The organism is Sinimarinibacterium flocculans, assembly GCF_003201205.1.
Lineage (GTDB): Bacteria > Pseudomonadota > Gammaproteobacteria > Nevskiales > Nevskiaceae > Solimonas > Solimonas flocculans.
Window position 1 is genome coordinate 84,571 of the sequence record NZ_QICN01000007.1, and the last position, 25,668, is coordinate 110,238.

Genomic DNA, 25,668 nt, shown 5'->3' on the forward strand with positions numbered 1-25,668 from the left:
CGGCTACAGCGTGCCGTGTTCCTTGGTATCGAGAAAGCGGACGTCGGGAAAGCGTTCCTGCGTCATGCTCAGATTGACGGCGCTGGACGCCAGATAAACGAGATCGCCGTAGTGGTCCTTGGCGACCCGGGTCTCGTTCTTGTCGACGAAGGCCTCGAGCTGCGTCGCGGTATCGGCCTCGATCCAGCGCGCGCAGTGCACCTGCACCGGCTCGAACACGCAATCCACGCCGTACTCGTCCTTGAGCCGATACTGCACGACGTCGAACTGCAGCACGCCGACGGCGCCGAGAATGATGTCGTTGTTGGAGACCGGACGGTAGACCTGCGTTGCGCCCTCCTCGGACAGCTGGTCGAGGCCCTTGTTCAGCTGCTTGGCCTTGAGCGGGTCCTTGAGGATCACGCGGCGGAACAGCTCCGGCGCGAAGTTGGGAATGCCGGTGAAGCGCAGGGTCTCGCCCTCGGAGAACGAGTCGCCGATGGCGATCGTGCCGTGATTGTGCAGACCGATGATGTCGCCCGGGTAGGCGGCATCCACCGTCTCGCGCTCGGAGGCCATGAAGGTCAGTGCGTTGGCAATGCGCACCGGCGCGTTCAGGCGCACGGAGTGCAGCAGCATGCCGCGGCGGTAGATCCCCGAACACACGCGCAGGAAGGCGACGCGATCGCGGTGCTTGGGGTCCATGTTCGCCTGGATCTTGAACACGAAACCGCTGAAACGCTCGCCGCCGGGCGGAACGGTCTGCTCGCCGCCGGCGACCAGCGCGGTACGTGGCAGCGGCGGCGGCGCCCACTGGGTGAAGCCGTTGAGCAGTTCGCGCACGCCGAAATTGCTGATCGCCGAGCCGAAGAACACCGGCGTCTGCTTCGCCGCGCGGTACTGTTCGAGATCGAACTCGGTGCCGGCCATCTGCAGCAGCTCGATCTCGTCGCGCAGCGTCTGGTAGACGCTGCCGAAGCGCTCGGCCACCGCCGGGTTCATCAGGCCGTCGACGGTCTCGATCTCGGAGATGCGGTGCTTGTCGCCGGAATACAGGTAGAAGCGGTCTTCGAGCAGGTGATAGACCCCCTTGAAGTCGCGCCCCATGCCGACCGGCCAGGTGATCGGCGTGCATTGCAGGCCCAGCACCTTCTCGACCTCGTCGAGCAGTTCCAGCGGCGGCCGGCCCTCGCGGTCGAGCTTGTTGACGAAGGTGACGATCGGCGTATCGCGCAGCCGGCAGACTTCCATCAGCTTGATCGTGCGCGCCTCGACACCCTTGGCCGCGTCGATCACCATCAGCGCCGAGTCGACCGCGGTCAGCGTACGGTAGGTATCCTCGGAAAAGTCCTCGTGACCCGGCGTGTCGAGCAGGTTGACGATGCAGCCGTTGTACGGGAACTGCATCACCGAGGTCGTCACCGAGATGCCGCGCTGCTGTTCCAGCGCCATCCAGTCCGAGGTGGCGTGACGGCTCGCCTTGCGGCCCTTGACCGTGCCCGCCATCTGGATCGCGCCGCCGAACAGCAACAGCTTTTCCGTCAGCGTGGTCTTGCCCGCGTCGGGATGGGAAATGATGGCGAACGTGCGGCGACGCGCCGCCTGTTCGGCGACTGCACTCATGACCAGAACCTGCTCCGGAAGGCCGCGCATTCTACCGGAGACGCGTCGGTCAAGACGCGCCTACACTGGACGCCCCCCACCGCGGAACATGGACATGGCCGCGAAAACGACAAAGACGGTCGCGCCGCTGCTGCTGGGCCTGTGCCTCGCGGCCTGCGGCGGCGGCGGCGGCGGAGACGACGGCCCGCAGCCGACCGCCACACCGACGGCCAGCGCCACACCCGTGCCGACGACGGCCCCGACGCCCCTTCCGACCGCCGTCCCGACGCCGACGGCCACGCCCGTCGTCGGCAGCGACCTGAGCACGGTGCGCAGCGTCACGCTCGGCCAGCTCGAACACCGTTACCGGCTGTACGTGCCGGCGCGGCTGGTGTCGGCCGCCGACGTGCCGCTGGTGATCTCGCTGCACGGCGGCGGCACCGACGCCGCGAACCATGACGTCTTCACGCGACTGCGCCTCACCGCCGCGGCCCAGGGCTTCGCGCTGATGACGCCCGACGGCTACGGCCAGACCTGGAACGCGGGCACCTGCTGCGCGCCGTCGTCGGCCTTCCGCATCGACCATGTCGGTGCGATCGACGCGATGCTCGACGATGTCGCCACCGTGATCGCCGTCGACGGCGACCGCGTCTTCGCGACGGGCCATTCCAACGGCGGCATGCTCGCGTACCGGCTGGCCTGCGAACTTTCGGAGCGCATCGCGGCGATCGCGCCCAACGCCGCCGTGATGATGGACACCGATCTGGACACGACACCGCCCACGGAGGTCTACGCCTGACAGCCCACGCGCCCGGTGCCGGTGCTGCACATCCACGGCCTGGCGGACCGGTGCACGCCCTTCGAGGGCGGCGTCAGCGTCGGCGTCGCCGGCGGCACGCGCAAGTCGGCGGCCGAGACGATCGACTTCTGGGTGTCCAACAACCGCTGCACGCTGGCGCCGCTGCTGGCCAGCTACAGCAACGGCGCCGCACGCTGCGAGCAGTACAGCCTGTGCCAGGCCGGCGCCAACGTCGAGTTGTGCACGATCGAGGGCGCCGGTCACATCTGGCCCGGCAACGGCTTCTCGCCGGCGGCCGGCGACGCCTGCGGCGGCACCGGCAGCGACGATCTCGACGCCAACGGCTACATCTGGGAGTTCTTCCGCACGCACCCGCGGCGCTGAGCGCCGCCGCTCACCACGGCATCCACAGGCGCCACTGCAGCGACTCGTCGCGCCAGTCGTCCACACCACTGCGCCAGTGGTAACTGAGCTGCAGCGTCGGCAGTTCGACCGGCCACTGCCGGGCGAGCCAGTCCGACAGGTCCAGGCTCAGCGCGAGATCCTCGGTCGGCACCGTGTGGTCGGGCAGGAACCAGTAGCGGTCGCCGGACTGCCACTGCGCGCTGAGCGCCACCGTGCCGATCTCGCGCCGAAGACGGGCTTCCATTGCCCAGTCGTCCGTACGGTCCGCCCCGGCGGTCTCCCGCCATGCCAGCCCGCTGTGCGCGGTCCAGGCGCCGATGCGCCGCTCGTGATCGAGCCCGACCTCCAGCGCCTGCGCCGCCGTGGCGACGTCGGTCGAGCCGGCCTCGACCGCCAGGACGCGCAAGCCCAGCCGGCGTCCGGCCGCCTGCCAGTGTGCGCCGGCGGACCAGGTCTGGGCGTCCGGGCCGAGGACGTCGCCGGGCATGCCGCTGACGCTGCAGGCCCGTCCGCCGAGTTCCGCGCGCCAAGCCGCGGACGACAGCGGCACCGCGAGGCGTGCATGCACCGGGCAGTCGAGCGCACTGCGCGCATCCCAGGGCAAGGCCGCGAGGTCCCACTGCAGCCGCACGTCGGCGAAGGCCGGCGCCCAGCGCAGATCGAATCCATGCCGGCGGGTCTCGATGTCAGTCTCGTCCAGCCACAGGCTCTCGCGCTCGTCACGCATCACCAGGGTCAGCGGCGCGGGGCCGGCCACGGGCAGCTGCAGACGCGCTTCCTGGCCGATGCGCTGCCGGCCCAGCGTCGTCGGCAGCAGATTGGCCCGCCAGCGATCGGCCTCGTCCGGCGTCAGCAGATCGCCCGTGTGCAGGATGTAACCCGACTTGAGACTGAGCAGGGCATCGATCGCCTGAAGCGAGACCTCGCCGGCAAAGACCGGCTGGTCGGCAACCGTCATCAGCGGCATGGCGGCATCGAGGCTCAGCGCCAGCTGCGTTCCGGGGATCGACCCGATGTCCAGTGGCTGCTCGAGCCGCAGGGCCGGCGGCGCCTGCGCGCATCCTGCGAGCCACAGCGCCACCAGGGCGCCAGCACCACGAGCGTGCATCGTTCCTTGATCTGGACAGGCGCGCGGCATCCTGCCGACGGCCGGGAAAACGTGAAGGTGTCAGGGTGTGACCGCCGAAGCGCGGCGCGGTTCAGCCGGCGACGGAGCGTCGGGTGCCCAGCAGGATGTCGCGCGTGCGCAACTGCTCGAAGATGCGTGCGCCCTCCGTCACGACCACCTCCGGCTGCGGATGCGCAAGCTCGCCGGCGATCTGCAGCAACAGTTCGCGCCCACTGGCCTGCGGCTGCGCTTCGATCAGCGCCGTCAGCCGGGCGGTGACGGCATTGATTTCCATGAAGCGCACGTTGTCGGCGCGGTCGCGGTTGACGATCAGCCAGGTCGGCGCGTCACCGGGCACCTGCGGCTGGAAGTCCGGCCCGATGCGGTGCACCGGAAACGTGTACCCCAGGGTCCATGCCAGCGGCGAAAGCACCGGCGGGGCGGCCAGGGGATCGCCATTCGGATCGGGCGCGTCGGGCCGTCGGGCCGGTGCGATCTCCAGCGGCGACACCGACAGCTCGAGCTCCACCCATTCGTAGTGCGCCAGCTCGCGCAGGAACGGCGGATCGTCGGCGTGCTCGCCGCGCTCGTCCTCGAGAAAGCGCAGGAACTCCTCCGGCACGCGGTGGAATTGCGGGGCGATGCTGCGGTGACGGGCGTAGAAATCGCGCACGCGCGCATGCCAGACGGCGTCGTCGGACAGCTTGCGCAGCACCGGGAAAGCCGCGGCGAGGCAGTTTTCGACGTTGTTGTAGAACAGCTCGCGGTAGATCTTCAGCCGCCGGTCCTCGATGTCGGCGACCTCGCAGCGCGACGGATCGCGCAGATGCGCCGCGAAAGCCTGCTGGCGGGCGCGAAAATCGATGCCCGCCTCAGGCATTGACGGCCCGACCCGCCTGTCCGGCCTGCGCCTGCAGGCTGCGGATGTGATCGATCTCGCCCAGCAGGGTGTCCAGCGGCGGAATGTTGAAGTCGCGTTCGAGCAGCGTCGGCTGCACGCCGAAGCGCCCATAGGCCTCTTGCAGCAGGGTCCAGACCGGGTCGATCACGCTGGCGCCGTGGGTGTCGACGCGCAGATCCTCGGCCTCGACGTAGTGCCCGGCGATGTGCATGTAGCGCACGCGCTCACGCGGCAGGGCGTCGAGGAAGCGCAGCGGGTCGTAGCGGTGATTGATGCTGTTGACGTAGACGTTGTTCACGTCGAGCAACAGGTCGCAGTCGGCGCGCTCGACCACGGCCTTGATGAACTCGATCTCGCTGAGCTCGGTGGCCAGCGGCGCGTAGTAGCTGGCGTTCTCGAGCGCGATGCGCCGTTCGAGAATGTCCTGCACGCGCCGCACGCGCGCCGCCACGTAGTCGACCGCCGCCTCGGTGAATGGGATCGGCATCAGGTCGTACAGGTGCCCGTCGTCGGAGCACCAGGTCAGGTGTTCGGTGTAGTCGGCGATGCCGTGGAGATCGAGAAACGCCTTGATCTCGCGAACGAACGCCTCGTCGAGCGGCGCGGGGGCGCCGATCGACAGCGATAGGCCGTGCGTGGCGAACGCGTAGCGTTCGGTCAGCGCACGGAATTGCCGGCCCAGCCGTCCGCCGATGCGCATCCAGTTCTCGGGGGCCACCTCGAGAAAATCGGCGCAGGCGCCTCGACGTTCGCCGAGCGGCGCAAGCAGTGCGCGACGCAGGCCGAGGCCCGCGCCGCGCACGCCGGCAACGGCCGTCATGCGGACACGCGTTGCACGATGCGGCGGGCGATTACTCGCCCTTCTCGCCGCACTTGCCTTCGCCGCACTTGCCTTCGCCGCAGCTGCCTTCGGCCTTCTTCTCGCCGCACTTGCCCTCGCCACACTTGCCTTCGCCGCAGCTGCCTTCGGCCTTCTTCTCGCCGCACTTGCCTTCGCCGCACTTGGCTTCGCCCGACTTGTGATCGCCAGCCGAGGCGACCATGTAGCCGGCGCCGAGGTCCGAGGCCTGGAACACCGAGGCCTGCGCGGCCATGCCGGTCAGGGCAAAGGCGGCACCGAGCGCGGCGACGAGCGGTTTACGGTTGCTGTTCATCTTGAATCTCCTTGAGGGGTTGCGCCCGGATGGCGAAATGCCGTCCGGTAGTCACCGGGATGATCCGGCAGCCGCGCGGGCGCCGACGCGACTGCGGTTACTGCGGTACGGGCATGAGGCGCTTTCGGATCCAGTGGTCCACCGAAACATAGCGCCCGGCGCCGGTAAAGAACAACGACAACAGCATGACAAGGTAGGTCGCGGCGAACTCGATGCCGTTGTTGAGCATCACCAGGCTGCCGTGCTCGGTGAGGTAACCGTAGTCGCCGTGCTGACGCAGCAGCGCCTTGGCCTGCACCAGCCGTTCGGTCGCCATCATGGTGCGATCGGTGGCGAACAGGCCCGATCCCTCTGCGATCGCGAGCCAGCCGTTGTCCCAGTGCACGGCGAAGACCGCCACCAGCATCGTCACCATCAGCGGGATCGCGACCCAGCGCACCGCCAGCCCGAGCAGCAGCAGCACGGCGCCGCCGAGTTCCGCCGCAGTGGCCAGCGCTGCGAGAACCGTCGGGAACGGCAGTCCCAGCCCCCAGTCGGGGTTGCCGAACCATTGCACGGTGCCGTCGAAGCCGGTCAGCTTGTTCCAGCCGGCCATCCAGAACACCGGCGCCAGATACAGGCGCAGCAGGAGCGGCGCGACGAAATCCGCCGCACGGCTGCGGTCGAGAACGGTCTGCAGGCGCAGCGCGGCTGCGAACATGAAGCAATCCAGGGAGTGACGGGAGTCCGCATCCTAGCCAGCGCTTCGCATCGGCACCGCCACGCAGCGTCCGGGTTTCATGCCCGAAACGCCGGTGCCGGGGCTTCAGGCCGCCGCGGCGCGCGCCTCGAAGGTACGCGCCCACTCCACGAACTGGTCCTCGGGAATCGCGCGCGTGTAGAGGAAGCCCTGCTGGACCGAGCAGCCGAGGTCGCGCAGACGGCGTGCGTCCTCCTCGGTCTCCACGCCCTCGACGACCAGCGAGATGCCCAGGCGCGCGGCCAGTTCGCTCATCGAGCGGATGATCTCCGCCGCGCGCGTGTTCTGTGCCGCGGCGCGCACGACGATCGGATCGATCTTGATGCGGTCGATGCGGAACCGGTACAGGTGCGACAGCGACGAGTAGCCGGTACCGAAGTCGTCGAGGCACAGGCGCACGCCGCTGTCGCGCAGGGCATCGAGAATCTCCGCGCACTGGTCGAGATTGCCGATCAACGCGGTCTCGGTGATCTCCGCGATCAGGTGCGAAGGGTCGAGGCCGGCCTCGGTAAGGGCCTCGCGGCAGATGTGCAGGATGTGCGGCGACAGCAGCTTCGCCGAAAGGTTGAACGACACCGTCAGGTTGAAGCCGCGCTCCGACCAGCCGCGCACCGCGCGGCAGGCCTGGACGAGCACGTTGCGGGTCATCTCGCGAATGACCTCGGAACTCTCGGCGATCAGCATGAACTCGCCCGGCAGGACGACGCGTCCGTCGGGCTGGCGCCAGCGCACCAGCATCTCGGCGCCGACGACCTTGCCGCGCGCGGCGTCGATCACCGGCTGGAAGAACGGCACGAACTGGCCCTCGCGCAGGCCCAGGCGGATCTGCTCGGCCAGCGCCAGATGCTTGCGCAGCCGGTGCGTATGCCCGCGCTCGCCGAAGTGCAGACTGCCGGGTTCCTGCGTCTGCGCGTGGCGCATCGCCTCGAGACTGACGTTGACGTACTCCTCGGCGTCGCGGGCATCGTCCGGATAGATCGCCGCACCCGCCGCGAGGCTCAGGATGAAGCGCTGGCCCTCGACCTCCAGCGGCGTACCGAGCCGCGAGAAAGCCTCCGCGGTGATGCGCTTGAGGTCGGCCCGGGTCACGGCCTCGGCAATGCCGCGGTCCACGAGCACACCGAGCACCTGGGGTTCGATCCTGAAGACGGAAACCGGCATCGGATCGAGCGCGTACAGACGCTGCGCCGCGGCGCGCATCACCGCCTCGGCAATGCGGAAGCCGAAGCCGCTGCGCAGCGTGTCGTAGGTTTCGATGCCGATCAGGATCAGGCCGTGCGTGCCGTCGATGGGCCGCAGACGGCGCACCTCGCGCAGTTCGGCATCTAGGCTGTTGCGGTTGGCGATGCCGGTGCCGGGGTCTTCATAGGCGATGCGGCGGATGTGTTCCGCCTGCGCCTGCAGCTTGTGGATCGCGCGCACGATGTCGCCGAACTCGTCGCCGGTTTCCTGCAGCATGCGGCTCGGCTGATGCCCGGTCAGCACCGCATTGAGACTGCCGGTGACCGCGCCGAGCGGGCGGATCAGACGCCGGTATGCCCAGACGCTCAGGCCCAGCGTCAGCAGCAGGGCACCGCCGACGCTCGCGAGCGCGATGCCGATCTGCCCACGCAGGCGCGCAAAGCCGTCGAGCGCCGCCGCCAGCGCGCCGTTGTTGTTCTCGTCGACGAGCGCCGCGAGCGTGCGCGAGGCGCGGTACTGCAAGGCAAAGGTCAGGCCGACCAGTTGCTCGGCGGATTCCGGCGTCAACGGGCCCTGCAGCAGCAGCGCCCGGACGTTCAGGGCCGCATCGTCCAGGTCGCGCCGCAGGTTCGCGATCGCCTCGCCGTCGGCATCGGTGAAGAAGCGCAGCTGGCCGCGCACACCGTCGAGTTCCTGCTCCAGGCGCAGCAGCGTCGCCGATGGATCGCCGCCTTCGATCGCCAAGCGCCGCGCGCGCTCGGCCTGCGCATGGACCTCGACCAGAGCGTTGTCCATGACCACGGTCATCGCGATACGGTTCGCGCGGCCGCGCAGCTCCGGCTCCACGCTGCGGTCGGACCCCAGGGACGGCAGGATCAGCATGCCCGCCACGACTATGGCGAGATTCACCAGCACGATCACTGCGATGAACTTGGTCCGAACCGTCATACCCGGCGTCCTACGCCCGGCCGGACGAAGCCTACGCGCGGCCGGGCTACGCTCGCATTCTAGCCCCAGCCCGCCGGCGCAAGGCTGCGATTCGTCGCACGACGGCTCACGCCCGGCGCGCCGAGGCTACAATCCGTCGCCGGCCATGCGCCCGGCCGGCGACGCCGGATGCAAAGGGCCTATAGCTCAATCGGTTAGAGCAGAAGACTCATAATCTTTTGGTTGCAGGTTCGAGTCCTGCTGGGCCCACCATCCTGTCCGCGAACCCGTTTCGGCGGTTTTCGCTCAGGGCGCCGGGGTCGCGGCCTGACGCGTGTACAGCCCGTCGAACGCGGTGGTCCACTCGCCATCGGGGGGCGCGACCTGCCAGTGCTGACGCACCGTACCGTCCTCGTTCGGCGTCCAGGTGATGCGCTGGCGTTCGATGCGGCCGTCGGCCGCGGTTCTGTTGCCCTCCAGCACCATGCTGTCGCCGTCGAAACCGCCCTCGAGCAGCAACAGCAGGCCGGCGCTGTCGGTCCAGGTCTGATGCCATACCTTCCGGGTGGCGTCGTAGGTGTTCAGGCTCTCGCCGCTGTAGCCGCGACCGGTCGCATAGCGCTCGCGGATGACGCAGCCGCCGTGCAGGGACTCGATGCGATTGATGCCGGCGACGACGCCGTCGGGCGTGAGCACCCGCCATTCGCCGATCCAGAAATCGAACTGGCGGTGTTCGGGCGTGCTGCATGGTCCGCTCGCCCGGGCCACGCCGCCGGAAGCGGCAACCACGGCGACGATGGCCATGACGGCGCTGCGAATCAGGCTCATGACGGCTCTCCCCTGGCCACCGAAACCGCCTTCATTCTGCGCGAAGCGGAGAAAAGAAAAAGGCGGGCACCTGGCCCGCCTCTTCGCGATCGCACGATGGCCGTCAATCGGCCCGGTCGGCGCGCTTGCGCTCGTGCTCCTTCAGGAACTTCTTGCGCACGCGCACGGATTCCGGCGTCAGTTCGACGAGTTCGTCGTCATTGATGAATTCCAGCGCCTGTTCGAGCGAGTGCTTGACCGCCGGCGTCAGGATCACGTTCTCGTCCGAGCCGGCGGCGCGCACGTTGGTGAGCTTCTTGCCCTTGAGCACGTTGACGACCAGATCGTTGTCGCGCGAGTGGATGCCGACGACCTGGCCTTCGTAGACCTCGTCGCCGGGCGAGACCATCATGCGGCCGCGCTCCTGCAGGTTGAACAGCGCGTAGGCGAGCACCTTGCCCTGTTCGTTGGCGATCATCACGCCGTTGTGGCGCTGGCCGATGTCGGTGGCCTCCGTCTTCGGCCCGAAGTGGTCGAAGTTGTGGAACAGCAGGCCGGTGCCCGAGGTCATCGTCAGGAACTGGGTCTGGAAGCCGATCAGCCCGCGCGACGGGATGATGTACTCGAGCCGCACGCGGCCCTTGCCGTCGGGGACCATGTTCTGCATCTTGCCGCCGCGCTCGGCGAGGCCCTGGATGACACCGCCCTGGTCGGCCTCCTCGACGTCGGCCACCAGCGTCTCGTACGGCTCGCAGATCTCGCCGTCGACTTCCTTGAGAATGACCTGCGGACGCGCAACGGCCACCTCGTAGCCTTCGCGGCGCATGTTCTCGAGCAGCACGCCCAGGTGCAGCAGGCCGCGGCCGGAAACACGGAACTGGTCGGGCGACTCGCCCGGCTCGACGCGCAGCGCGACGTTGGTGCGCAGCTCGCGCTGCAGGCGGTCGCCGATCTGGCGGCTGGTAACGAACTTGCCTTCCTTGCCGGCGAACGGCGACTTGTTGACCTCGAAGATCATGCTCATCGTCGGCTCGTCAACCTGCAGCATCGGCAGTGCTTCCGGCGTCTTGGCGTCGCAGACGGTCTCGGAGATGCCCAGATCCTCGATGCCGGTCACGGCGATGATGTCGCCGGCCTCGGCCTCGGCGGCCTCGTGCTTGTCCAGGCCCATGAACGCGAGCACCTGCAGCACGCGACCCTGGCGTACGCTGCCGTCACGGGCGACGACCGCCACGGGCATGTTGGCGCGCACGCGGCCGCGCTTGACGCGACCGGTGCCGATGACGCCGACGTAGCTCGAATAGGCCAGCGAGGTGATCTGCATCTGGAACGCGCCTTCCGGATCGACGTCCGGCGGCGACACCTTGTCGACGATGGTCTGGAACAGCGGCGTCATGTCGCCTTCGCGGATGTCCGGCGAATCGCCGGCGTAGCCGTTGAGACCCGAGGCGTAGATGAACGGAAAGTCGAGCTGCTCGTCGGTGGCGCCGAGCTTGTCGAACAGCTCGAAGACCTGGTCGACAACCCAGTCCGGACGCGCGCCCGGGCGATCGATCTTGTTGAGCACGACGATCGGGCGCAGACCCATCGCGAACGCCTTCTGCGTGACGAAGCGGGTCTGCGGCATCGGGCCGTCGACGGAGTCGACCAGCAGCAGCACGCAGTCGACCATCGACAGCACGCGCTCGACCTCGCCGCCGAAGTCGGCGTGTCCCGGCGTGTCGACGATGTTGATGCGGTACTCGGTGCCGTTGCGCGCGTCGGTCCAGCGGATCGCGGTGTTCTTGGCGAGGATGGTGATGCCGCGCTCGCGCTCCAGATCGTTGGAATCCATGATGCGCTCGCCGAGCTGCTCGCGCTGGTCGAGGGTCTGCGACTGGCGCAGCAGCTTGTCGACCAGCGTGGTCTTGCCGTGGTCGACGTGCGCGATGATGGCGATGTTGCGAAGATTCTGGACGCTCATGGGGGTACCAAATAGAAGGACGGGGCGGCAGCGCCGCCCCGTTGAACAGTCGTGGCCATGGACGGCCACGCCTTGTACAGGATGTACAAAAAGGCGCGGGATTCTAAGGCAGCCGCCCTTCGCCTGCATGACCGTCCGGCGGACAGGGCGCCTTCCGGCGGCTACGCAGACTGGACCCGCGCCCTCCCGGATTCGACGACGAAGGCCGCCAGGGTGCTCACCGACGCCTGCGGATCGCCGGCATCGGAGATCGCGCGCATCGACACGTCGAGGCGCTCCGGCGTCAGCTCGCAGCGCACATAGCCGCGCGGACGGGCATCGAAGAACCGGACGTGCGGATTCTCCGCGAGCATCGCGGCGAAACGGTCGTGCGGCGGCGGATGCGAGCTGATCGACGAGCCGACGAACTCGGTGGCGACGGGGTCGCGCTCGCCACCGGCACTCAGCTCGGTGGCCCAGAACGAGTGGATGTCGCCGCCGATCACGACCGGATTCGCGGTCCGGCGCTGCGCCAGGTGGCGCAGGATGCGCTCGCGGGCAGCCGGGTAGCCGTCCCAGCCGTCGGTCCAGACGCCGACCTCGGGCCCGGGCGTCTGGTCCAGCGGCGCCATCAGCATCGCCTGCGCGACCAGGTTCCAGCGCGCCGGACTGCCGGACAGGCCATGCAGCAGCCAGTTTTCCTGGCGCGTGCCGAGCAGGCAGCGCGAGGGATCGAGCATCTGCGCGCAGGGCGCGACCACCCGGGCGCCGCCGCGCTCGGGCGTCGCGCAGGCCTGGTCATCGCGGTACTGGCGCGTATCGAGGACGTGGAACATCACCAGATCGCCGAAGCCGCGCCGCTGGAACAGCGGCAGCCGCGCGCCCTGCGGTCGCATCGCATTGCGCAGCGGCAGGTGCTCCCAGTAGGCCTGGTATGCCGCCGCGCGGCGCAGCAGGAATGCGTCGACCGGGTCGCGATCCTGGCTGTACGGGCCGGCGTAGTCGTTGTCGACCTCGTGATCGTCCCAGGTCACGAGCCAGGCACAGGCGGCATGGGCGGCCTGGAGATCGGGGTCGAGGCGGTAGCGGGCGTAGCGGTTGCGGTAGGCGTCCAGCGTCTGCGGCTCGCGGGCCGTCTCGTGCCGGCGCACGGCGCGCGGTGACGAGGTCTCGTAGATGTAGTCGCCCAGATGCAGGATCAGGTCGGGCGATTCCGCCGCCAGATGCCGCCACGCGGCGTAGTGGCCGTGCTCGTAGTGCTGGCAGGAGGCGTAGGCGAAGCGCAGCCGCTCGATCGCCGACCAGAGCACCGGCGCGGTGCGCGCACGGCCGACCGGGCTGATCGCGGCGCCGTAGCGGAAGCGGTACCAGTACCAGCGGTCGGGCTTCAGCCCTTCCACCTCGACATGCAGGCTGTGCGCCCACGCCGGTTCGGCGACGGCGGTGCCGGCGCTGGCGATCTTGCGAAAGGCCTCGTCCTCGGCCACTTCCCAGACCACCTCGACCGGCACCGGATCCATGCCGCCGCCATCGAGCGGATTCGGCGCCAGCCGTGTCCAGATGACGAAGCCGTCGGCCACCGGATCGCCGGCGGCGACGCCGAGCGAGAACGGGTCGATGTCCACGCGCACGGTCTGCGTCTTCATGCAGCCGGCGGCCGGCAGGCCGAGCAGGCCGGCCGACGCGAGCAGCACGCGGCGACGCTGCGGGTCTGTCGGAGGGCGGGCCATGCCGTGCAGCGTGCCGGAGCGGGATGACGCGCGGATGGCGCTCAGCGCGCGCCGACGGCAGCGGCGGCCGTGCGCGCCCGCGCGCGGGCGGCATCGACCGACGCGCCCAGCGCCAGCGCCACGCCCATGCGGCGGCGGCCGACGATCTCCGGCTTGCCGAACAGGCGCAGCGCGGTGTCGGGCTCGGTCAGCGCGGCGGCGACACCGTCGAACTGCGGTGCCTTGCGATCGCCTTCGAGCAGGATGGCGCAGGACGCCGCGGGCCCGTGCTGCTGGATCGCCGGGACCGGCAGACCCAGGATCGCGCGTACGTGCAGCGCGAACTCGGACAGGTCCTGCGAGATCAGCGTGACCAGGCCGGTATCGTGAGGGCGCGGCGAGACCTCGGAGAAGATCGCCTCGTCGCCCCTGATGAACAGCTCGACGCCGAACAGGCCACGCCCGCCGAGCGCCCCGGTGATCTCGCGCGCGATGCGCTGCGAGGCCGCCAGCGCGGTGCCGCTCATCGGGTGCGGCTGCCAGGACTCGCGGTAGTCGCCGTCGATCTGCAGATGGCCGATGGGCTCGCAGAAGCTCGTGGTCACGGCACCTTTGCTGCCGGCGTGGCGCACGGTCAGCAATGTGATCTCGTAGTCGAAGTCGACGAAACCCTCGACGATCACGCGCCCCGCGCCCGCCCTGCCGCCGGACTGGGCGTAGTCCCAGGCCTTCTGCACGTCCGCCTCGGTCTTCACCGTCGACTGGCCCTTGCCGGACGACGACATCACCGGCTTGACCACGCACGGCAGGCCGATCTCGGCGATGGCCGCGCGGTACTCGTCGAGCGTGCCGGCGAAGCGGTAGCGCGAGGTCGGCAGCCGCAGTTCCTCGGCAGCGAGACGGCGGATGCCCTCGCGGTCCATCGTCAGGCGCGCCGCGCGCGCCGTCGGAATCACGGTGTAGCCCTCGGCTTCGAGCGCCAGCAGCGTCGGCGTGTGGATCGCCTCGATCTCGGGGACGATGAAGTGCGGCTTTTCCAGCTCGACGACGCGGCGCAACTCGGCGCCGTCGAGCATGGCGATCACGTGGCTGCGGTGCGCGACCTGCATCGCCGGCGCATCCGCGTAGCGGTCGACGGCGATGCACTCGATGCCGAGACGCTGCGCCTCGATCACGACTTCCTTGCCCAGTTCGCCGCTGCCGAGCAGCAGCAGGCGCGTGGCGTTGGCGGACAGCGGGGTGCCGATCGGGGTCATCGCTTCAGATTCCGGACGAGAGGTCCGCTACGGACCCCTGAATGAGGGATTCCACGCCATCCGGTGCAACGTGGCGCGGCATAGAATGATCGGACTCAAGGAACGCCCATGCAACGCCGCACGAAGATTCTGGCCACCCTCGGCCCCGCGACCGACGATCCCGACACGCTCAAGCGCATGATTGCCGCCGGAGTCGACGTCGTCCGGCTCAATTTCTCGCACGGCAGCGCCGAGGATCACCAGCGCCGCGCCGAGCGCGTGCGCAAGGCGGCCCTGGAGCTGGGCGTGGACGTGGGCATTCTCGCCGACCTGCAGGGGCCGAAGATCCGCATCGAGTCCTTCGCCGACGGGCCGGTCGAGCTGCGCGAGAACGCTCGATTCACGCTCGACACCGCCCTGGGCGCCAATGCCGGCGACGCCTCCGTGGTCGGCTGCGCCTACAAGGAACTGCCGCAGGACGTCAGCGCCGGCGACACCCTGCTGCTCAACGACGGCGCGATCGCGCTGCGCGTCGAGCGCATCGACGACACGCGCATCGAGTGCACGGTGCTGGTCGGCGGCGTGCTGTCGAACCGCAAGGGCATCAACAAGCAGGGCGGCGGCCTGTCGGCCTCGGCGCTGACGGACAAGGACCGCGCCGACATCCGCACCGCCGCGGCGATCGACGTCGATTTCGTCGCCGTGTCGTTCCCGCGCTCGGCGGCGGACATGGAACTGGCGCGCCAACTGGTGCGCGATGCCGGCAGCGACGCCGCGCTGGTCGCCAAGATCGAGCGCGCCGAGGCGCTGGGCGCACTGCGCGAACTGGTCGCGGCCAGCGACGTGGTGATGGTGGCGCGCGGCGATCTCGGCGTGGAGATCGGCGATGCCGAGCTGCCGGGCTGGCAGAAGCGGATCATTGCCGAGACCCGCGAGCAGAACAAGCTGGCGATCACGGCGACGCAGATGATGGAGTCGATGATCACCAACCCGATCCCGACGCGCGCCGAGGTGCTCGACGTGGCCAACGCGGTCATGGACGGCACTGACGCGGTGATGCTGTCGGCCGAGACCGCGGCCGGCAAGTATCCGGTCAAGACCGTGCAGGCGATGGCGCGCGTCTGCCTGGGCGCCGAGTCGAGCATGCAGAACCTGCCGCAGCGCGACACCCGCCGCAGCACCCTGCACTTCCAGCGCACCGACGAGGCGATCGCGATGGCCACGGCCTGGGCGGCGCTGCAGATGCAGGCGCGCGCGATCGTCGCGCTGACCGAGTCCGGCGCCACCGCGCAGATGGCGTCGCGCACCGGCACCGCCATCCCGATCTACGCGCTGACCCGGCACGAGAAGACGCGCCGGCGCATGGCCCTGTGCCGCGGCGTCTACCCGGTGGCGTTCACGCCCAGCGAGTTCGGCGGCCCGACGCAGATCCGCGAGGCCATCGACTCGCTGCGCTACCGCGGCGCGCTGGCCGCCGGCGACCGCGTGCTGCTGACCAAGGGCGACGGTGCCGGAACCGGCGGCACCAACACGATGAAGATCATCCAGATCGAACCCGACGGCGCGGCGGACCAATCGGCGTAAGCTGGGCGGACACGGTTTCCCCCGGGAGACGCCATGACCACCGAGCCGCTTCCCCGCTTCACCGTCATCGGCCACCGCGGCGCGCGCGGCCACGCGCCGGAAAACACCCTGCTGTCGATCGATACGGCGATCCGCCTCGGCGCGGACTGGGTCGAGTTCGACGTGCAGCATCACGACGGCGAACTCTGGCTGATGCACGACCTCACGCTCGACCGCACCACCAACGGCCGCGGGCCGCTGCACGCCCATAGCGCCGACAGCCTGCGCCGGCTCGATGCCGGCGGCGGCGAGATCATTCCGACGCTGCCGGAGGCGCTCGACCTCATCGAGCAGCGCGTCGGCGTCAATGTGGAACTGAAGTCCTGGAACGGCTGCGCCGCCGCCGTCGCCGCCTGCCTGCGCGACTACATCGCCGACGGCTGGCCGGCGGATCGCTTCCTGGTCTCGTCGTTCCACCTGCCCGAACTGTGGGAGTTCAAGCAGCTGCTGCCGGAGGTGCCGCTGGGTGCGCTGTACTGCGGGGTGCCGCTGGACTGGGCCGGCCTGGCTGCCGAACTCGGGGCGCAGACGCTGAACATCTCCGGCGAGTTCGTCGATGCACGCCTGATCGCCGACGCCCACGAACGCGGGCTGCGGCTCTACGTCTACACGGTCAACGACGAGGCCGAGCTGTGGGCGCTGCGGCAGATGGGCGTGGACGGCGTGTTCTCGGACTATCCCGAGCGGGCGCTGGCCGTCGCCGGACCCGCGACGTAGCGAACGCCCGGCCTGCCGCGGCCCGGCGTTCGCAGACGATGGGGCGCAGTGCTCAGCGCTCGAGCAACTGCCGCACGCCGGCTTCCATGGCCTTGAGGCCGTGCGCGCGGCCCTCGGCCAGCGCGTCGTCGATGCTCTTGCCGTCGAGCCAGTGGGCCTTGAGCGCGAACAGTGCGCCGACGCGGTTGCTGCTCATGCAGTGCACCAGCACCGGACCGCCGGCGTCCGCTACGGCCTGCGCGAGCCGCTGTGCGTTCTCGCGCGTCAGATCGCCGCCGCCGGCGATGGGGATGTTCTCGTAGGCCAGGCCCAGCTCGGCGGCCAGCGCGGGTTCGTCGAAGCCGAGGTCCTCGCTGTGCGGACACAGGTTGACGACCTTGGCGAGTCCCTGCTCTTGCGCGCGCCTGAGCGCCTCGGCACTGGTCTTGCCGCCGGTCAGGACCTGCGCGGACGGCGCGGCGAAGAACGGGATGTCGAGCTGGATCGGGGTGCTCATGGTCGTCGGGGCTCCGGATGACGGGGCTGCCGATTATCGCGCGCGGCGCCGACCTTGGGATCGCGGGCGGTTTCATGCTGCAATACCGGTCTGCCAACCTGCTCCCCGACCATGGCCGAAACCCTTTTCGGCGCCGCACCCGGTGCCGGTTCCGCGAGCGCGGAGATCATCGACGTCACCGACTTCGCACGCGAAGTCATCGAGCGTTCGCAGCAGATTCCCGTGCTGGTCGACTTCTGGGCCGACTGGTGCGGACCGTGCAAGCAGCTCACGCCGATGATCGAGGCCGCGGTGCGGCGCTTCGCCGGCCGCGTGGTGCTCGCCAAGGTCGACACCGAGCGACACCAGCAGTGGGCGCAGCGCGCCGGCGTGCGCAGCATCCCCAACGTCAAGCTGATCATCGGCGGACGTGTCGTCGACGAATTCACCGGTGTCCAGCCGCAATCGACGATCGAGCAGTGGCTGGAACAGATGCTGCCGCCACCGCCGGTGGACGTCGTCGCCGAGGCCGATGCGCTGCTTGCGCAGGGACACGTCGAAGATGCGCGCGCCCTGCTGATGCAGGCGCTGCAGGACCCGCAGTCGCCGCCGGGCGTGCCGCTGCGGCTCGCGCGGCTGCTGCTGCTCGAGGACCCGCAGTCCGCGCTGGGGCTGATCGCGCAGATTCCGCCCGGCACGCGCGAGCACGACGACGCGCAGGCGATGCAGCGCGTGCTGGCGTTCATGCAGCTCTCGGCGGACGACCTCGAGGCCTCGCCGGCGAAGGCGCCCTACGTCGAGGCGGCGCGCCGGCTGTCGGAGGGGCAGATCGAAGCGGCGATGGACAGCCTGATCGATGCCGTGCGCGCCGACCGCAAGTTCAACGAGGATGCCGCACGCAAGCGGCTGATCGACCTCTTCGACTGGCTCGGTTCCGGCGACGAGCGCACCCGCGAGTACCGCCTGCGCCTCTACGACGTCCTCTGACCGGTCTCTCAGCGCAGGCGATGGACCGCGCGAAAGCGCGCGAGCGTCGCCTCGGGCGGTCCGGCGACGATCACCGTCTGCTGCTCGGGCCCCAGCGCGGCGAAGGTCTCGGTGGCAGTGACGCGGCCGTCGTGGCGGAATGCCTGCAGCGTGGCCCAGTCGGAGAACACGTAGATGCGGCCGTCGCTGTGGATCTCGCCGTAGAAGCGGTCGGCATGCCCGCCGAGCCGGCCGTCGTACATCTGCTGCGCCGCCCCCTGGTAACCCACGCGCCGCTCCTGCTCGCGCGCCTCGACCGGGTTCAGCGCGTACTGCACCGTCTGCCCCGGCGTGCCGGCGCCGACCGCGGTCACGGCCCGCTCGATGCGGCCGGTCCAGCGGAAGCGCTCGTATTCCGCGGCGTCGGCGAAGACCTGGATGCGGTCGTCGCCGTGGACTTCGACGTAGAAGCGGTTGTCGCGCGGCGCGGCAAGCTGGCCGGCTGCATGGGCCTGCTCGTACTCCGCTTCGTCGCCGGCGCCCATCCAGCCACCGTCGACCGCGCAGCCGGCGAGCGTTCCCGCCAGCACCGCCAACCCCACCCTTCGCAGTCCCTGCCGCATGTCGTCGCCATGATCCGCCATCGAAGCGGATGAACATGCGCCCCGAATGTTGTCGCCCGGTGACGGTTTGGCTACAGCGCGGTGTCGAGCCAGCGCAGGGTGTCCGTCCAGAGGCTGTCGCGCATGCGCGGGTGGAAGTAGCCGAAGTGTCCGATGCGCCCTTCGCGCGGGCGGCCGATGTGGCGATGATCGGTGCGGGCCGCGGGGTAGCGCGCCAGCAGCGCCTCGACGGCAGGCCGCACCGCGTAGTCGTCGTCGGCGAAGGAATAGGCCAGCAGGGGCATGGCGAGCGTCGCGTAGCGCTGCGTGTCCAGGCCGTGCCGCGGATCGAAGAGATATCCGGGCGACAGGCCCCAGCGCGCCCAGTCGCGCATCGGACCGCTGGGCACGTCGATCGACGAGAAGCCGATGCGCCGCGCCGGAAACTGTTCGCGGCCGCGGCTGAGCAGGGGCACCAGCACGCGCCACAGCAGGCGCATGCGCAGCCGCGGCACGATCGGATACAGGCGCGGATCGGGGCATGACGCGCCGATCGCGATCATCGCCGCCAGACTTTCGCTCTGCGGCGTGAGTCCCGGCAGCTGACCGCCGAGACTGTGCCCGACGAAGACGCGCTGCTGCGCCGGCGAGTGTTCCCACAGCCAGCGCAGGGCCGCGTCCAGGTCCAGCCGCCCGGAGTCCGCGAGCCGCAGGCCCGCGCCGCGCTCCGCCCCTGCCGACTCGCCGACGCCGCGGTAGTCGATGCTGAGCACGTCGTAGCCGTGGCCGGCGAAGAACTGCGCATAGCGGTCGTAGAAACGTCGCGGAACGCCGAGCGCCGGCGCGATCAGCATCGCCGCCCGGGCGCCGCCGCAGAAGCGGCTGGCCGCCAGCTCGATACCGTCGTCGCAGGTGATTCGCAGGGGCGAAGGGTCGAAGGCCATCGTCGGTCCTCGGGAGCTTTCAGTATGCGATGGGGGTGCGCAGCCGTGCCAGCAGGAGCAGCAGCAGGGCCGCGGCAATCGGCACGTCGATCCAGGCGACGCGCCGCAACGGCGCGGCCAGCGCCGGTTCGGCAAAGGCCAGGACACAGTACCCCGCGGTGCTGACCAGACCGGCGAGCAGCATCGCCGTACGCAGGGGCGGCCAGAATGCCGCGGCGATCAGCCCGGCGCCGAGCAGGCCGAACAGCAGCGCGCGGTGCCGCATCAGCAACAACAGCTCGGGCTGCGCGATGGCGATGCCGTAGAGCTTCTCGAGTTGCGGCGCGCCGCGCAGGCCGACGGCGGGCAGCAGATGCGCCAGCCCGGCGACGACCAGCACGGCACGCGCAAGGATTTCCATCAGGCAAGCACCGGCCGCGCGGCCGGACGGCTGCTCATCAGGCCGACCAGCAGGTAGAGCAGCGGGCCGAAGGAGCCGCCGAACACCGTCAGCAGCAGGTACGGCCAGACGGTGCGGCCGCTGCGACGCGCATCCGCGATCATCCAGGCCATCGCCAGCGTGCAGACGATGACCAGATCGGCGAGCACCTGCCAGCCGGCGCTGGAGGCGAACTGGTACTCGAACAGGCCGACGTAGCCGTACTCCATCATCGAGTAGACGGTCAGCGCGGCGAAGTCGAGCGTGATCAGGCCGAGGACGACAAGGGCAACAGTGCGATTCATGACGGACTCCGTGGTCAAGCCTGCAATCGAGGCGGCGCCAAGGTGCCCGGCGCGGCGCATGCGGACAATTACGCGGGAGGTAATCGATTCGCCGCGCGCGTCTGCAACAATGGCCGGCATGCAGACCGCGAGTCCCACCCACTCCGACGAAGCGCCCTTCGGCCGCATGCTGCGCGACTGCCGCCGCGCACGGCGTCTGTCGCAGCTCGATCTCGCGCTCAACGCCGAGGTCTCGCAGCGCCACCTGAGTTTTCTCGAGTCCGGCCGCGCGCGTCCGAGCCGCGAGATGGTCGTGCAACTCGCGGTCGCGCTCGACCTGCCACTGCGCGAGCGCAACCGCCTGCTGCAGAGCGCCGGCTACGCCGGCCTCTACCCGCAGCGCCGGCTCGAGGCGGCGGACATGCAGCCGGTGCAGACCGCGCTGGACCTGCTGCTCAGCCATCACGAACCCTACCCGGCGATCGTCGTCGACCGCGCCTGGAATCTGGTCAGCGCCAACCCAGCGATGGGCCGCGTGCTCGCGATCCCCGGCGATCCGGAGGCGCGCTGGCGTGCCGTCTGCGGCGACGGGCCACGCAATGTGCTGAAGATGACCTTCCACCCGGAGGGCCTGTGTCCGCTGATCGCCAACCTCGAGGAGATCGCGCCGCCGTTTCTCGCGCGTACCGCGCGCGAGGCCCTGGAACATCCGGAAGTGCAGGACGTGCTCGACGAGGTGCTGCGCTACCCCGGCCTGCCGTCGAAGCTACGCCACATCGATCTGGAAGCCAGCCGCCTGCCGGTGCTGCCGATGCACTACCGCATCAACGGCATCGACCTGCGCCTGTTCACGATGATGACTACCTTCGGCACGCCGCAGGACGTCACTGCGGACGACCTGCGCGTGGAAAGCTTCTTCCCCGCCGATGACGGCAGCGCCGCCTTGCTCCGGGCGCTCGCCGGCACCTGAACCCCGGAGACCGGATGTGGAAACCCCACTCGACTGGTTGGCCCTGTGCAGCGTGCTGCTGTTCGCGAAGATGTTCGCGATCTCGCTGGTGCAGGGTTGGCACCGCATCGGCCGGCGCCGTTTCGTCAATCCCGAGGATGCCGGCTTCGTCGGCGCCGCGCCGGCCGCGGAAGAGCTCGAAGCGGTGTCGCGCGCCGCACGCGCTTGGCGCAACGACCTGGAGAACATCACGCCGTTCTTCGCACTGGGCATCGTCTACGTGATGACCGGCGCCAGCCCCGCCGCGGCGATGCCGCTGTTCCTCACGTTCACGATCGCCCGCACCGTGCACACCGTCTGCTATCTGGCGCAATGGCAGCCGTGGCGGACGATCGCTTACGCGGCGGGCATCGTCTGCCTGTTCTGGATGGGGGTGAATGTCCTGCGCACGCTGTAGTCCAAGAAGCACGTGCGGGCCGTCCATGGCGCAACCTCGCGCGCCTGACTCCCCCCTGCCCGGCCATCCGTAGCCGAACGCTCAGCGGGGCGAACGTCCGCTGGACGTACGCCTAATCCGCTTCGCCCATCCCGAGCTCCTTGAAATGGCGCGTGAGCCCGCCGCCGCGCGTGCGAGGCGGTCCACACGACCGAATACGCTCACCCCGGCCCTGCGGTACGCGGATGCGCAGGCTAGTCGCCCTCGCCCATGCCGAGTTCCTTGAACTTGCGCGTGAGCCCGCCGCCTCGCGTGCGAGGCGGTTCACACGACCGAATACGCTCACCCCAGCCCTGCGGCACGCGGATGCGCAGGCTAGTCGCCCTCGCCCATGCCGAGTTCCTTGATCTTGCGCGTGAGCGTATTGCGCCCCCAGCCCAGTCGCTTCGCCGCTTCCTGACGCTGGCCATGCGTGGCGGTGAGCGCGGTTTCGATCATCGTGCGCTCGAACAGCGGCACGGCCACATCGAGAATGTCGCTGCGACCGGCGGCCAGTTCCGCGGCGGCCCATTCGCCGAGCCGCTCGTGCCAGCGGGCACCGTCCTGCGGCGCCGCCGCCACCGTGGCCGCCGTCGTCGCGACAGGCGCGGCCTCGGCCGGGCCGGACACCGGCGCCGTCGTGCTCGGGGTCTGCACTTCCGGCGGCAGATCCTGAAGGTGCACGTCCTGCCCCGGCGCCATGACGGTCAGCCAGCGGCAGATGTTCTCGAGCTGGCGCACGTTGCCGGGCCAGTCGAAGTGCTGCAGTCGCTTGAGCACGTCCGGCAACAGCCGCTTGGGCTCGGCATGCAGTTCCTCGGCGGCGCGCGCGAGGAAGTGGCGCGTGAGCTGCGGCACGTCCTCCGGGCGCTCGCGCAGCGCCGGAATGCGGATGCGGATGACGTTGAGGCGGTGATAGAGGTCCTCGCGGAAGCGCCCCTCGCGGACGAGCTCCTCAAGGTCCTGGTGCGTGGCGGCAATCACGCGCACGTCGACCTTGATCGGCGCAACGCCGCCGACGCGGTAGAACTCACCGTTCTGCAGCACGCGCAGCAGGCGCGTCTGCAGGTCGGCCGGCATGTCGCCGATCTCGTCGAGGAACAGCGTGCCGCCGTCGGCCTGCTCGAAGCGGCCCTTGCGCTGCATCGCTGCGCCGGTGAACGCGCCGCGCTCGTGACCGAAGAACTCGCTTTCGAGCAGGTCCTTGGGAATCGCGGCGGTGTTGATGGCGAGGAACGGCTTGTTGGCGCGCGGGCTGTTGGCGTGCAGCGCGCGCGCCACCAGCTCCTTGCCGGTGCCCGACTCGCCGGTGATCAGCACGGTGATGTGCGACTGCGACAGCCGGCCGATGGCGCGGAAGACATCCTGCATCGCAGGGGCTTCGCCGATCATCGTCGCGCTCTGCTCGGGCGGCGGCTCGTCGAAGGCTTCGCGCTTCTTCGCCGCGCGGCGGACCAGGTCGGCCACGCTGTCGACGTCGAAGGGCTTGGGCAGGTACTCGAAGGCGCCGCCCTTGTAGGCGGCCACCGCGGCGTCGAGGTCCGAATGGGCCGTCATGATGATGACGGGCAGCTCCGGATGGGCCGCGCGCACGCGCGCCATCAGCGTCAGGCCGTCGACGCCGGGCATGCGGATGTCGGTGATCAGCACGTCCGGGGCCGGCTCGTCGTCGAGCGCGTCGAGCAGCTCGGCCGCGCCCGGAAAGCTCGTGACCTGCATGTCCTCGCGCTTGAGCGACTTCTCCAGCACCCAGCGGATCGACTCGTCGTCGTCCACGATCCAGACAGCAAGCGCGCTCATGAGGATTCCAGGGGCATGAAAAGAGTGAAAATGGTGCTGCCCGGCCGACTCCGGCATTCGATCAGCCCTCCGTGGCTGTGCACCAGATACTGTGCAATCGGCAGGCCAAGCCCGGTGCCTTCGGCCCGGGTCGTGACCATCGGGTAGAAGATCTTCTCGGCCATCGACGGCGGGATGCCGGGCCCGTCGTCCTCGATGTCGATCTGCACCACCAGCTTGTGGCGCACGGCGCCGATCGTGAACTGGCGGCGGGTGCGGGTGCGCAGCACGATGTGACCGTCGGCCTCGACCGCCTGCAACGCGTTGCGCACGATGTTCAGCACCGCCTGGATCAGCTGCTCGCGATCCGCGGTGAGTTCGGGGATGCTGGGGTCGTAGTCGCGCAGCACCGCGACGTCCGCCTGCGCCTCGGCCTGCACCAGGCTGCGGACGTGCTCGAGCACCTCGTGCACGTTCAGCGCCGCCTTCTGCGGCAGCCGGTTCGGGCCGAGCATGCGGTTGACCAGGTTCTGCAGACGGTCCGCCTCGCGGATGATCACGCGCGTGTACTCGCGATGCCCGTCGTCGGGGTACTCGCGCTCCATCAGCTGCGCCGCACCGCGGATGCCGCCCAGCGGGTTCTTGATCTCGTGGGCGAGACCGCGGATCAGCTCGCGGCTGGCATCGAAGTGCGCCAGCAGCTGCTCGTCGCGGGCGATACGCAGATGACGGTCGAGCGACTGCAGCTCGATCAGCAGGCCCGGCTTGCGACCGCCGGCGAACGGCGTGACCGTCCAGTCCACCGTGACCGCCGGGTCGCCGTTGCGGCGCAGCTCGGTCTCGCGCTCGATGAAGCCGGTCGCCGAGGCCTGCGCGCTGCGCAGGCGGTCCTCGTAGGGCTTGAGGTGGGGAATCGCATCGATCAGCGACGCGCCCAGTGCCATGCGCCGGGAGATGCCGAACAGGCTCTCGCAGGCCGAGTTGAGTGTCGTGACCCGCAGGCCGTCGTCCACGGTGACGATGGCCATGGTCAGGCCGTCGAGAACCTCCTCGGCCGTCACCCGGCTTCTGGGCACCAGTTTCATGTTCCCGCCGACGCAAGATGCAGGCCACGCGCCCGCCCGGGCAGGCTAGACCATTCGCCGCTTTGATGCACCAACTCGGTGCGCATCAAGCTGGCGCAACTGCACCTTTATGGGGCGGCCACTCGGAACGTCATCTCCTCGGAACGCGCCAGTTCACGCCCCTGGCCGTCGAGCACGGCGACGGACAGCCGGTAGTCGCCGGGCGCGAGATCCGGCAGCAGGATGCTCAGCTCGTCGGTCGGCGCCGCGACGATCGCGCGGCCGTCGAGCAGGTAGCGCAAGGCGAAACCGTCGACCAGCCCGGGCATCACGCTGGCGGCTGCCACCATGCGCGAGCCGGTGCGCAGCACCTGCCCGGGGGTCGGCGACTCGATGCTCACCGCGAAGCGCGCCGCGGCGCGCAGTGCGGCGGCCGAATAGAAGCGGCGCCGCGCCCTGGTCGCCGGCAAGGGCCCCGACAGCGGTTCGAGCTGGATCGGCCGCGCATGCTTGTCCGGCGGCTTGTCGGTGTAACGCACCACCCCGTCCGGTCCGACGTGGCGATAGACGTCGTCGGCCGCGGCGACGCCGGACCACAGCAGGACGAGCGCGATCAGGACTCTCATGCGTGCAGCATAGGATCTCCACGCACCTGAAAAAAGAAACCCCGCCGAAGCGGGTGAGCCGGGGCTTTCGCGAAGCGCCGCTTCGCGCCGGCGAACGGGTGGCCGTGGAGCGTTTGCCGTGGCGAGTCGTGACTCAATGTCACGAGGAGGTGAGCAAACGCCGCCCAGGGGCTCGCTCACTGGCGCGGCGTTGCGCCAAGGACGGCAAAAGAGAAACCCCGCCGAAGCGGGGTTTCCATGCAACTCGAAAGCACCAG

The 25,668-nt window shown here is 69.6% G+C and carries 26 protein-coding genes and 1 tRNA gene; 8 read left to right on the forward strand and 19 right to left on the reverse strand.

Features of this window, described 5'->3' with window-relative positions:
• Positions 1-3: 3 nt before the first annotated feature.
• A complete protein-coding gene (locus tag C8D93_RS13100) occupies positions 4-1,602 on the reverse strand; it encodes a peptide chain release factor 3 (RefSeq protein WP_110265797.1) in 1,599 nt (532 codons plus the stop codon).
• 94 nt (positions 1,603-1,696) lie between these two features.
• On the opposite strand from C8D93_RS13100, the gene C8D93_RS13105 reads away from it, so the two are divergent.
• Complete coding sequence (locus tag C8D93_RS13105) at positions 1,697-2,380, forward strand: CE1 family esterase (RefSeq protein ID WP_146216597.1); 684 nt, start codon at positions 1,697-1,699, stop codon at positions 2,378-2,380.
• Positions 2,381-2,395: 15 nt separating this feature from the next.
• A complete protein-coding gene (locus C8D93_RS13110; RefSeq protein WP_110265652.1) occupies positions 2,396-2,764 on the forward strand; it encodes an alpha/beta hydrolase family protein in 369 nt (122 codons plus the stop codon).
• 10 nt (positions 2,765-2,774) lie between these two features.
• On the opposite strand, the gene C8D93_RS13115 is transcribed toward C8D93_RS13110, so the two are convergent.
• The 6 genes from C8D93_RS13115 to C8D93_RS13140 all read right to left on the reverse strand — a co-directional run bounded on the left by C8D93_RS13115 (position 2,775) and on the right by C8D93_RS13140 (position 8,817).
• A complete protein-coding gene (locus C8D93_RS13115) occupies positions 2,775-3,893 on the reverse strand; it encodes a hypothetical protein (protein WP_146216598.1) in 1,119 nt (372 codons plus the stop codon).
• Positions 3,894-3,984: 91 nt separating this feature from the next.
• Positions 3,985-4,773 carry an HvfC family RiPP maturation protein gene (locus tag C8D93_RS13120; protein ID WP_110265654.1) on the reverse strand — a complete coding sequence of 263 codons (789 nt, stop codon included), beginning with the start codon at positions 4,771-4,773 and terminating at the stop codon, positions 3,985-3,987.
• Complete coding sequence (locus C8D93_RS13125; protein WP_110265655.1) at positions 4,766-5,614, reverse strand: HvfB family MNIO-type RiPP peptide maturase; 849 nt, start codon at positions 5,612-5,614, stop codon at positions 4,766-4,768. Before C8D93_RS13125 ends, C8D93_RS13120 begins: the two co-directional genes overlap by 8 nt.
• Before the next feature lie 31 nt (positions 5,615-5,645).
• Positions 5,646-5,948, reverse strand: coding sequence for an HvfA family oxazolone/thioamide-modified RiPP metallophore (locus C8D93_RS13130; RefSeq protein ID WP_110265656.1), 303 nt, complete (start codon positions 5,946-5,948; stop codon positions 5,646-5,648).
• Between the two features lie 97 nt (positions 5,949-6,045).
• Positions 6,046-6,648: an HvfX family Cu-binding RiPP maturation protein gene (locus tag C8D93_RS13135; protein ID WP_110265657.1), complete on the reverse strand. Its 603-nt coding sequence runs from the start codon at positions 6,646-6,648 to the stop codon at positions 6,046-6,048.
• Positions 6,649-6,753: 105 nt separating this feature from the next.
• Positions 6,754-8,817, reverse strand: a complete 2,064-nt coding sequence (locus C8D93_RS13140) for a putative bifunctional diguanylate cyclase/phosphodiesterase (protein ID WP_110265658.1) — start codon at positions 8,815-8,817, stop codon at positions 6,754-6,756.
• 175 nt (positions 8,818-8,992) lie between these two features.
• Between C8D93_RS13140 and C8D93_RS13145 the strand changes: the two genes are divergently transcribed.
• A tRNA-Ile gene (locus C8D93_RS13145) sits at positions 8,993-9,069 on the forward strand.
• A 33-nt stretch (positions 9,070-9,102) separates the two neighbouring features.
• Here C8D93_RS13145 and C8D93_RS13150 read toward each other — a convergent pair.
• From C8D93_RS13150 to purT, 4 genes are all read right to left on the reverse strand, one after another.
• Complete coding sequence (locus tag C8D93_RS13150; RefSeq protein WP_211307338.1) at positions 9,103-9,624, reverse strand: DUF1579 family protein; 522 nt, start codon at positions 9,622-9,624, stop codon at positions 9,103-9,105.
• A 103-nt stretch (positions 9,625-9,727) separates the two neighbouring features.
• Positions 9,728-11,566 (reverse strand): translational GTPase TypA, encoded by a 1,839-nt coding sequence (gene typA / locus C8D93_RS13155; protein WP_110265659.1) that lies wholly within the window; start codon positions 11,564-11,566, stop codon positions 9,728-9,730.
• Between the two features lie 161 nt (positions 11,567-11,727).
• Positions 11,728-13,275: an alkaline phosphatase D family protein gene (locus C8D93_RS13160; protein WP_110265660.1), complete on the reverse strand. Its 1,548-nt coding sequence runs from the start codon at positions 13,273-13,275 to the stop codon at positions 11,728-11,730.
• Between the two features lie 41 nt (positions 13,276-13,316).
• Entirely contained in the window at positions 13,317-14,510 is a 1,194-nt protein-coding gene (gene purT, locus C8D93_RS13165) for a formate-dependent phosphoribosylglycinamide formyltransferase (RefSeq protein WP_110265661.1), read from the reverse strand.
• 108 nt (positions 14,511-14,618) lie between these two features.
• On the opposite strand from purT, the gene pyk reads away from it, so the two are divergent.
• Both pyk and C8D93_RS13175 read left to right on the forward strand, forming a co-directional pair.
• Complete coding sequence (pyk, locus tag C8D93_RS13170) at positions 14,619-16,073, forward strand: pyruvate kinase (protein WP_110265662.1); 1,455 nt, start codon at positions 14,619-14,621, stop codon at positions 16,071-16,073.
• Positions 16,074-16,106: 33 nt separating this feature from the next.
• Positions 16,107-16,829: a glycerophosphodiester phosphodiesterase gene (locus C8D93_RS13175; protein ID WP_110265663.1), complete on the forward strand. Its 723-nt coding sequence runs from the start codon at positions 16,107-16,109 to the stop codon at positions 16,827-16,829.
• A gap of 52 nt (positions 16,830-16,881) precedes the next feature.
• Here C8D93_RS13175 and C8D93_RS13180 read toward each other — a convergent pair whose 3' ends face one another.
• Positions 16,882-17,325: a protein tyrosine phosphatase family protein gene (locus C8D93_RS13180; protein WP_110265664.1), complete on the reverse strand. Its 444-nt coding sequence runs from the start codon at positions 17,323-17,325 to the stop codon at positions 16,882-16,884.
• Between the two features lie 111 nt (positions 17,326-17,436).
• Here C8D93_RS13180 and C8D93_RS13185 point away from each other — a divergent pair, with 111 nt between their 5' ends.
• On the forward strand, positions 17,437-18,291 hold the full coding sequence (locus C8D93_RS13185) for a tetratricopeptide repeat protein (protein ID WP_110265665.1): 855 nt from the start codon (positions 17,437-17,439) through the stop codon (positions 18,289-18,291).
• An 8-nt stretch (positions 18,292-18,299) separates the two neighbouring features.
• Here the strand turns inward: C8D93_RS13185 and C8D93_RS13190 are convergent, their stop codons facing one another.
• From C8D93_RS13190 to C8D93_RS13205, 4 genes are all read right to left on the reverse strand, one after another.
• Complete coding sequence (locus tag C8D93_RS13190) at positions 18,300-18,893, reverse strand: hypothetical protein (protein ID WP_146216599.1); 594 nt, start codon at positions 18,891-18,893, stop codon at positions 18,300-18,302.
• A 71-nt stretch (positions 18,894-18,964) separates the two neighbouring features.
• Positions 18,965-19,816 (reverse strand): alpha/beta hydrolase family protein, encoded by an 852-nt coding sequence (locus tag C8D93_RS13195; RefSeq protein WP_110265667.1) that lies wholly within the window; start codon positions 19,814-19,816, stop codon positions 18,965-18,967.
• 19 nt (positions 19,817-19,835) lie between these two features.
• Positions 19,836-20,216: a phosphopantetheine adenylyltransferase gene (locus C8D93_RS13200; RefSeq protein WP_110265668.1), complete on the reverse strand. Its 381-nt coding sequence runs from the start codon at positions 20,214-20,216 to the stop codon at positions 19,836-19,838.
• A complete protein-coding gene (locus C8D93_RS13205; protein WP_110265799.1) occupies positions 20,216-20,539 on the reverse strand; it encodes a DUF2834 domain-containing protein in 324 nt (107 codons plus the stop codon). Before C8D93_RS13205 ends, C8D93_RS13200 begins: the two co-directional genes overlap by 1 nt.
• A 118-nt stretch (positions 20,540-20,657) precedes the next feature.
• On the opposite strand from C8D93_RS13205, the gene C8D93_RS13210 reads away from it, so the two are divergent.
• Both C8D93_RS13210 and C8D93_RS13215 read left to right on the forward strand, forming a co-directional pair.
• On the forward strand, positions 20,658-21,488 hold the full coding sequence (locus C8D93_RS13210; protein ID WP_211307339.1) for a helix-turn-helix domain-containing protein: 831 nt from the start codon (positions 20,658-20,660) through the stop codon (positions 21,486-21,488).
• A 16-nt stretch (positions 21,489-21,504) separates the two neighbouring features.
• Positions 21,505-21,924, forward strand: coding sequence for an MAPEG family protein (locus tag C8D93_RS13215; RefSeq protein ID WP_211307340.1), 420 nt, complete (start codon positions 21,505-21,507; stop codon positions 21,922-21,924).
• A 354-nt stretch (positions 21,925-22,278) separates the two neighbouring features.
• On the opposite strand, the gene ntrC is transcribed toward C8D93_RS13215, so the two are convergent.
• From ntrC to C8D93_RS13230, 3 genes are all read right to left on the reverse strand, one after another.
• Positions 22,279-23,742, reverse strand: a complete 1,464-nt coding sequence (gene ntrC, locus C8D93_RS13220) for a nitrogen regulation protein NR(I) (protein WP_110265671.1) — start codon at positions 23,740-23,742, stop codon at positions 22,279-22,281.
• Entirely contained in the window at positions 23,739-24,806 is a 1,068-nt protein-coding gene (glnL, locus tag C8D93_RS13225; RefSeq protein ID WP_110265672.1) for a nitrogen regulation protein NR(II), read from the reverse strand. Before glnL ends, ntrC begins: the two co-directional genes overlap by 4 nt.
• Before the next feature lie 107 nt (positions 24,807-24,913).
• Complete coding sequence (locus tag C8D93_RS13230; protein ID WP_110265673.1) at positions 24,914-25,411, reverse strand: DUF4124 domain-containing protein; 498 nt, start codon at positions 25,409-25,411, stop codon at positions 24,914-24,916.
• Positions 25,412-25,668 lie beyond the last annotated feature (257 nt).

Bases quoted from the DNA above. Each gene is read 5' to 3' on its own strand.
- C8D93_RS13160 (WP_110265660.1), bottom strand. From the start codon at position 13,275: ATGGCCCGCCCTCCGACAGACCCGCAGCGTCGCCGCGTGCTGCTCGCG.
- pyk (WP_110265662.1), top strand. From the start codon at position 14,619: ATGCAACGCCGCACGAAGATTCTGGCCACCCTCGGCCCCGCGACCGAC.
- C8D93_RS13210 (WP_211307339.1), top strand. From the start codon at position 20,658: ATGCAGACCGCGAGTCCCACCCACTCCGACGAAGCGCCCTTCGGCCGC.
- C8D93_RS13120 (WP_110265654.1), bottom strand. From the start codon at position 4,773: ATGCCTGAGGCGGGCATCGATTTTCGCGCCCGCCAGCAGGCTTTCGCG.
- C8D93_RS13195 (WP_110265667.1), bottom strand. From the start codon at position 19,816: ATGGCCTTCGACCCTTCGCCCCTGCGAATCACCTGCGACGACGGTATC.
- C8D93_RS13135 (WP_110265657.1), bottom strand. From the start codon at position 6,648: ATGTTCGCAGCCGCGCTGCGCCTGCAGACCGTTCTCGACCGCAGCCGT.
- C8D93_RS13105 (WP_146216597.1), top strand. From the start codon at position 1,697: ATGGCCGCGAAAACGACAAAGACGGTCGCGCCGCTGCTGCTGGGCCTG.
- C8D93_RS13140 (WP_110265658.1), bottom strand. From the start codon at position 8,817: ATGACGGTTCGGACCAAGTTCATCGCAGTGATCGTGCTGGTGAATCTC.
- typA (WP_110265659.1), bottom strand. From the start codon at position 11,566: ATGAGCGTCCAGAATCTTCGCAACATCGCCATCATCGCGCACGTCGAC.
- C8D93_RS13150 (WP_211307338.1), bottom strand. From the start codon at position 9,624: ATGAGCCTGATTCGCAGCGCCGTCATGGCCATCGTCGCCGTGGTTGCC.
- C8D93_RS13185 (WP_110265665.1), top strand. From the start codon at position 17,437: ATGGCCGAAACCCTTTTCGGCGCCGCACCCGGTGCCGGTTCCGCGAGC.
- C8D93_RS13125 (WP_110265655.1), bottom strand. From the start codon at position 5,614: ATGACGGCCGTTGCCGGCGTGCGCGGCGCGGGCCTCGGCCTGCGTCGC.
- C8D93_RS13130 (WP_110265656.1), bottom strand. From the start codon at position 5,948: ATGAACAGCAACCGTAAACCGCTCGTCGCCGCGCTCGGTGCCGCCTTT.
- C8D93_RS13190 (WP_146216599.1), bottom strand. From the start codon at position 18,893: ATGCGGCAGGGACTGCGAAGGGTGGGGTTGGCGGTGCTGGCGGGAACG.
- C8D93_RS13180 (WP_110265664.1), bottom strand. From the start codon at position 17,325: ATGAGCACCCCGATCCAGCTCGACATCCCGTTCTTCGCCGCGCCGTCC.
- ntrC (WP_110265671.1), bottom strand. From the start codon at position 23,742: ATGAGCGCGCTTGCTGTCTGGATCGTGGACGACGACGAGTCGATCCGC.
- purT (WP_110265661.1), bottom strand. From the start codon at position 14,510: ATGACCCCGATCGGCACCCCGCTGTCCGCCAACGCCACGCGCCTGCTG.
- C8D93_RS13115 (WP_146216598.1), bottom strand. From the start codon at position 3,893: ATGCACGCTCGTGGTGCTGGCGCCCTGGTGGCGCTGTGGCTCGCAGGA.
- C8D93_RS13230 (WP_110265673.1), bottom strand. From the start codon at position 25,411: ATGAGAGTCCTGATCGCGCTCGTCCTGCTGTGGTCCGGCGTCGCCGCG.
- C8D93_RS13100 (WP_110265797.1), bottom strand. From the start codon at position 1,602: ATGAGTGCAGTCGCCGAACAGGCGGCGCGTCGCCGCACGTTCGCCATC.
- C8D93_RS13205 (WP_110265799.1), bottom strand. From the start codon at position 20,539: ATGAATCGCACTGTTGCCCTTGTCGTCCTCGGCCTGATCACGCTCGAC.
- glnL (WP_110265672.1), bottom strand. From the start codon at position 24,806: ATGAAACTGGTGCCCAGAAGCCGGGTGACGGCCGAGGAGGTTCTCGAC.
- C8D93_RS13200 (WP_110265668.1), bottom strand. From the start codon at position 20,216: ATGGAAATCCTTGCGCGTGCCGTGCTGGTCGTCGCCGGGCTGGCGCAT.
- C8D93_RS13175 (WP_110265663.1), top strand. From the start codon at position 16,107: ATGACCACCGAGCCGCTTCCCCGCTTCACCGTCATCGGCCACCGCGGC.